Raw genomic sequence first — 5,954 nt, forward strand, 5'->3', positions numbered from 1 at the left:
CGTGCCTTTGCATCCGTTCCATACAATCTTCATCATCTTGAATTGTTTCACACGGATAGAGGCAGTGAGTTTAAGAACCAACTTATTGATCAGGCATTAGAAACGTTTGGTATTGAGCGTTCATTGAGCGAAAAAGGAACGCCGTATGACAATGCCGTTGCAGAAGCTACATTTAAGACCATCAAAACAGAGTTTGTCAAAGGGGCTTATTTTACTAACCAACACGAACTTGACCTTGAACTTTTTGATTATGTTCATTGGTTCAACCACATTCGAATTCATGGATCTCTAAATTATTTAACACCTACTGAATACAAGTTGATGAACCTTTAAAAAATTGTCCGATTTAGTGTTGACATACCAGGCTATACTCTCACAAATAGTATTAGGTCTATTAGTTATCTTTTTAATAATAGATTTTGTACGAAGACTATTTGGGTTCTTTTTCTAACCAAGCTTCATCCTTCTTCTTAAAATTTTTTTAGAAAAAGAAGAGGGGTGTTTTTAATAAAATTTCCCAGTAAAATTTATTGTTAAATTCAGACAGCTCATTTTCCTCTGCAAACTCAGTAGAATAAGCTAAATTTTGACTTCCTTCAATGTCTCTCTTAGACTCATCTGCGAACGATAAGGGTAAACAGCATAAAGCACCGATTCCTACTAATGTGTAGATTAGTCTGGAAAGTGCAGCATCTTGTCCTCCAAATATAGATGCAAGCCCCAGTTTATACCACCAATAATTACTAATGCTAAGCAATACGTTGTAGTGTATTCATTTATATCGCCTCCTTTTTTTAGATAGTTATCTTTATCATTAGTTTGTTTTTCCTAGTTATACGATCAATTATAAAAGTTTTTGTAATAAAAAAAGACAACCTTAGTTGACCGTTTTCAACTTAATTGACTCAAATAATTCCGTTTTTCCTCTTTACGTTTAGAATAAAAAGTGTACTCCGTAAACATGTCGTCTTTACCTGTCTGTAACACCTTTAAATGTTTCATATGCATTTGTTGCTTCAGTTCACGTCTTTCCTCAATAGCTTTTTTCTCAATCGATTCCAGGAGTTTAAGATAAAGCTCGTTGATCTTAAATATACTGTTGTTCTCTTAATGTATTTAAATCCTTCTGAATAATATCAATAGCCATAGACAAGAACAAATAGCGACTTGCAATTTTGAATTCTTCGTCAGTTATATATCTCAAAATATTCACCTTATCACAGGAACATTCGTTCTTGTTGTATATTCAAATATTAATTTTATGCAAATTGTATTTTATGGAAGGGATTTAACAGTTCTTGTCGAAAGTAATAGTATATATGTCATAGTGGGAGGGAGGTAAAATGCTAAAAAATACATCCCATCAAGACCTACTTAACGAACTAACGAAGGAAGACATTGATCACATTAATGAAGAATTAGATACACTTATCCAAGAAAGAGAAAAAGGAAAAAGAAAAGATAAAGTGAAGTATTATGGTAGCTTGCTGATGAGGAAATTTAGTTCATAGCTCAAAATAGCAATTTAGAAGAAGGGATACAAAAGTCAATATGATAGAGTGGTGTACAAGAGTAATCTAAACCCAAAAGAAAAGGAGTTGTTTAGGATATTGAAGAACATAACAAAAATGAAAATATTAAAGCCAACTCATGAGGTGTTTGAAGCCTTTGTAGATCCATTAAAGATCGGTAATTTTTGGTTTTCATCCAGTTCTGAAAGGTGGGAACAGGGTAAGACGATTACATTAAGATACGATGAATACGATGCTAAAGGGGATATAGAAATAATAGAAGTTGTGACAAACAAGAAACTTGTTTTTAAGTGGAATGAAGGTTATATTGTTACAATTACATTAGAAGAGTTGAATAACTCCGATACAATTATTCAAGTGATCGAGGAAGGTTTTAACGAAAATGATGATGAGTTAATACTTAAACTGGTAGATAACAAAGAGGGATGGGTTTATATGTTAACTTGTTTAAAGGGATATTTGGAATATGGTGTTAATTTGAGAGTTGCATTAGTTAAATAATAGTGAAAAATATTAATTGTAAGCACCTACACAAAAGTAGGTGTTTTTTCTCATAGAAATATTGTATAATAATGTAAGAAAAGGGAGGGTTTAGTGAATGCGGATAGCTATTGAGTGGTTAGGAATTTTGTCTTTAATTACTGGTATAGTAATGACGAGCGGAGTATTAACATCAATGGCTATATATACCGCAGAGCATTATTCCGGAAATGAAGCCATTACGGGATTAGAAGGACTTGTTAGAAATGAGATAGCTGCTAAAATCATGGAAGAGCCTAGCGCATAGTTAGGTTTTTATGTAACCATTTGAAGCTATTAAACGACTAACTAAGTAAAGGAGTGTGAATGCGATGCGAAAAAAGATAGCACATCTTCTATTCACCACAACAATTCTTCTTTGCTCAGTAGGTTATGCAAATGGAGTTATTGCTGTATCAAGCAATTCAAATCACAAAATAGTATCTAATCATGTACTGGCAAGAGCAATAGGGAATGATAAGCTGTTGGAAGAAAATGTCCCTGATCAGATTTTAAATCTGTCAGAGCAAAAACAAAAGGAACTGAAAAATCTTTTTCATTCATTTAATTGGAAAACAGGGTTAATTGATTTCGTTCAATCAGTTTCAATCAGATTGACGTTAGCCGAAAACGTCTATTCTATTTATTTGTTTGAGGACGGTAAGGGTTTAACTCTCGTAAATGAAAGTAGTGCACGGTATGTTGTGCTTGAAGGGCAAAATTTTCAATCTATATATCAATTTATAAAACCGAAATTGTAATAAGTAAACTAATAGCTATGAAGCATCTCAAAAGAGGTGCTTTTTTAATGCCAAAAATAGAAGGGGATCAAATTTATTATGAATAAGGAGATGAACAGAAAATGAGAGAGAGAAACAATTGAGTTATTTAGAAGCTGACACTTTTATTTATTTGGAGAAGTCAAGTTTCTCCACTTGTTGTTATTGTTGTTGGCATTAGGGATTGTCACAGGTATTTTCAAAGCAATTAAGAATGGTTGATTGTGTTCGCGTAAATCACTTTTCGGATAGGATAGAAAGTTACTCATTCTAGTAGTAATTATCCTGGCTAACGTGGTAGATCAAATATTAGGTCTTAACGTTGCAGTCACTTATGCGACTGTGCTTCTTATATTGCGAATGAAGGTCTAAGTATTATCAAAATCTTGCTGAAGTAGGAGTCCTGGTGCCAGCTAGACGAGCTAAGAAATTGAAGTCTATTGATCAAGAAAATAGTAAGAGCATTACGGAAGAAATAAGAGATGAGTTGAACGAAGGGCATATAAATGCACTGGTTAAGATGTTGGGACTTCGATCAACGCTCGATCTCCACACTTTAATTTTATAATGGATCGCCGAGAGCTTTTTGCAAGTTTATTTAGTTTATGGAATCTATTTTTTAGTCAAAACTAACACATTTTATTTTCATACCCTAGAACAAAAAGCGGTTTATTTGGTTGCCATTCTGCATATAAAACCTCTTTATAATTAGTCACATTTTGGGTTAAAAGTTGATTCTTTAACCATTCTTCGTCACAGCCAGCTTCTTTTAAATTATCATAAATAACTTCCCCATTTATAATAAATGTTATAGGCAAATCTACAGGATTAGGTGGTAAGTTCAAGTCACTAATTTTGGGAGTGTCATATTCAGATTTAGGTAGAACACTTACCATACCATTTGATTCGATAATTGCATAGTCTACTTCTTGTATAGAAAAATATCCTTGTTGTCGTATTAGGCCCTGTAATGCATTTATATCCAATTTAATTCTTTTTAAAGTATTATATTTAATCTGTCCTTTATGTATAACTATATTGGGTTCTCCCTCAAAAAGTTTCCTGGAATTTTTAAACTTCAAAGTTATCATTTCGACAACATATATCAAAATTCCCCAAAATAAAATAGCAAATGCTATATGACCAAGTTTTACTTCATCATCATAGACGGCATTTCCGACTAGTTCCCCTAAAATTAATGCAGATATAAAATCAAAAGGGGTAATTTGAGAGAACTGAGTTTTCCCTAAAGATTTTGTGATTAACAACAATAAAACAAATCCTGATAATAGCTCAATTGCAATCGAAAAATATTCATTCATGTCTATCATCCTTATATCTTTTATTACCATTATTGTCTTACTATTGCTTATATATACTATAACAACTTATGTTGTAATACGTTCTTGTTACCAGTTTGATGTGGAACATTTCATAATCAATAACCTGGTTGTGTACAAAATATCTAAGTAGTTAACAAAAGCCCAAGCATGGAAAGCTTGGGCTAAATTATGGTTACTTCCATTTTAATTATTTAAAATGGAGGTCCAGATTTTTTAATTTCATGTTTTTGCATTTCTACATTGAGAATCGGGGTAATCTCCTTTGGAGGGTTAGCAATGGCCCGCCATGCTTCTAAATCTTCTTCGGACTGCCAAAATTCGAAGTTGTTTATCCTTGTAGTATCAACTGGATCAGCTGTGATTGCTAAATCAATGCAACCTGGAGCTTGACGAGCACGCTTTATTAGATCTTCATGTGCCTTGACAACCTCATTACGCTTACTCGCATCAACTGTAAACCATCCTGCTATTATTACTTTATTTGCACTCATGCTATTCTCCTCTCTAAATATTTACCTTAATGATATCAAATTATTTTTATTGAATTTCTTATTAATTGCGAACTATTATATTTGAATTTTACTAAAAATCGTCCAACTTGTTAGTGGTGGGTTTTTTAGTAATTATGTTATAATACCGATTAAGGAATGAACACTCCTTTGTTAATGTGTAAAGTTTTAAAATGAAAGTAGGTAAAAAATGAATTTATTATTTATCATTTTATTTTTTGTTGGACTTTTCGCCATATACGATGTAATTAGAAAGGTTAACAATAATATTCTTAGTCAGACAGAAGAAATTAAGAAGCTACGTAAAGAAATGACTGAGAAAAATTCAAAACACGAATAGATTCAAAAAGTCTTTAATAACTTTCTCCATACTAAAAAGCAGTGCCATAATGCTAACTGTATTCACCTCAATACCCATCACTATTAAGTGGTGGTTTCATTTTAAATATTATCCATCCAGCGATTGATATCTGAAGAAATTGTATTAATGTAACCATTTGTTGATCTGTAATGTTGACCAAAAAATAGCTAGTGTTATTATCAAAACAAGAGGACAAGTATTTCTCTAAAAGGTGAACATCATCAACTGTTTTAATGAAATAGACGGTGTTATGTACATGTTTGATATCGTAAAGCTTTGAAAGCCTTTGACTTACACAGGTTTCTGTCTGCGTTGATTTATTAGAATCGAATGAAAATAAATAAATTTTAGATGCCATTTTTACGAAACCTACTTTCAATTCATTATTTTTAGCGTACCAAAATAAAATGTATGTTCAAAATGGATTACATTATTAACTACCTACCTTTTCCCTTTTTTCAATCAACTCCTCAAGAATAAGCAATACCTTCTTCTGTATAGTCGGATTAAAATAATTCCGTTTTTCTTCTTGGCGTTTAGGATAAAAAGTATACTCCGTAAACATGTCATTGTTACCTGTCTGCAAAACCTTCAAATTTTTCATATGATTTGTTGCTTTAACTCACTCCTTTCCTCGAAAGCTTTTTTCTCAATCGATTCCAAGAGACGTATAATTATATATTCAAATATTAAATTTATGCAAATTGTATTTTGGGGAAGGAATTATATTGTAAGTGTCGAAATTATTATTGAGAAATAGGTACAAGGGAGGTAATGAAATGTTGAAAAATCCATCCCAACAAGACCTACTTGAAGAAATAACAAAAGAGGACATTGATCGGATTAACAAAGAATTAGATATACTCATACAAGCAAGAGAAGAAGGTAAAATAAAAGGAAGGCGAAAGGGG

At 32.1% G+C, this 5,954-nt stretch carries 8 protein-coding genes and 1 pseudogene; 6 read left to right on the plus strand and 3 right to left on the minus strand.

Translation table 11 applies throughout. The features are described 5' to 3' along the window. Positions 1-333: IS3 family transposase (locus J5J03_RS15875; RefSeq protein WP_208590834.1), on the plus strand; the 333-nt coding region annotated here is incomplete at its 5' end. 148 nt (positions 334-481) lie between these two features. Here the strand turns inward: J5J03_RS15875 and J5J03_RS22380 are convergent. After that, positions 482-757 carry a DUF378 domain-containing protein gene (locus J5J03_RS22380; RefSeq protein ID WP_407927841.1) on the minus strand — a complete coding sequence of 92 codons (276 nt, stop codon included), beginning with the start codon at positions 755-757 and terminating at the stop codon, positions 482-484. Between the two features lie 586 nt (positions 758-1,343). Between J5J03_RS22380 and J5J03_RS15890 the strand changes: the two genes are divergently transcribed. The 5 genes and pseudogenes from J5J03_RS15890 to J5J03_RS22385 all read left to right on the plus strand — a co-directional run. After that, positions 1,344-1,511 (plus strand): hypothetical protein, encoded by a 168-nt coding sequence (locus J5J03_RS15890; RefSeq protein WP_208590836.1) that lies wholly within the window; start codon positions 1,344-1,346, stop codon positions 1,509-1,511. A 99-nt stretch (positions 1,512-1,610) separates the two neighbouring features. Next, on the plus strand, positions 1,611-2,033 hold the full coding sequence (locus J5J03_RS15895; RefSeq protein WP_231710787.1) for an SRPBCC family protein: 423 nt from the start codon (positions 1,611-1,613) through the stop codon (positions 2,031-2,033). 97 nt (positions 2,034-2,130) lie between these two features. Then, positions 2,131-2,319 carry a hypothetical protein gene (locus tag J5J03_RS15900; protein WP_208590838.1) on the plus strand — a complete coding sequence of 63 codons (189 nt, stop codon included), beginning with the start codon at positions 2,131-2,133 and terminating at the stop codon, positions 2,317-2,319. Positions 2,320-2,383: 64 nt separating this feature from the next. Continuing rightward, the gene (locus tag J5J03_RS15905) at positions 2,384-2,812 is read left to right on the plus strand and encodes a hypothetical protein (RefSeq protein WP_208590840.1); all 429 of its coding nucleotides are present in this window, start codon (positions 2,384-2,386) and stop codon (positions 2,810-2,812) included. A 144-nt stretch (positions 2,813-2,956) separates the two neighbouring features. After that, positions 2,957-3,398, plus strand: a pseudogene (locus tag J5J03_RS22385) (phage holin family protein); the annotation flags it as partial. Between the two features lie 61 nt (positions 3,399-3,459). Here J5J03_RS22385 and J5J03_RS15915 read toward each other — a convergent pair. Together J5J03_RS15915 and J5J03_RS15920 are read right to left on the minus strand one after the other, a co-directional pair. Next, positions 3,460-4,152, minus strand: a complete 693-nt coding sequence (locus J5J03_RS15915; protein WP_208590841.1) for a DUF421 domain-containing protein — start codon at positions 4,150-4,152, stop codon at positions 3,460-3,462. A gap of 212 nt (positions 4,153-4,364) precedes the next feature. After that, positions 4,365-4,664, minus strand: coding sequence for a putative quinol monooxygenase (locus tag J5J03_RS15920; RefSeq protein WP_208590842.1), 300 nt, complete (start codon positions 4,662-4,664; stop codon positions 4,365-4,367). Positions 4,665-5,954: the final 1,290 nt, after the last annotated feature.

Source organism: Gracilibacillus suaedae (assembly GCF_017599345.1).
Lineage (GTDB): Bacteria > Bacillota > Bacilli > Bacillales > Amphibacillaceae > Gracilibacillus > Gracilibacillus suaedae.

Bases quoted from the DNA above. Each gene is read 5' to 3' on its own strand.
- J5J03_RS15890 (WP_208590836.1), top strand. From the start codon at position 1,344: ATGCTAAAAAATACATCCCATCAAGACCTACTTAACGAACTAACGAAG.
- J5J03_RS15900 (WP_208590838.1), top strand. From the start codon at position 2,131: ATGCGGATAGCTATTGAGTGGTTAGGAATTTTGTCTTTAATTACTGGT.
- J5J03_RS15905 (WP_208590840.1), top strand. From the start codon at position 2,384: ATGCGAAAAAAGATAGCACATCTTCTATTCACCACAACAATTCTTCTT.
- J5J03_RS15915 (WP_208590841.1), bottom strand. From the start codon at position 4,152: ATGAATGAATATTTTTCGATTGCAATTGAGCTATTATCAGGATTTGTT.
- J5J03_RS15920 (WP_208590842.1), bottom strand. From the start codon at position 4,664: ATGAGTGCAAATAAAGTAATAATAGCAGGATGGTTTACAGTTGATGCG.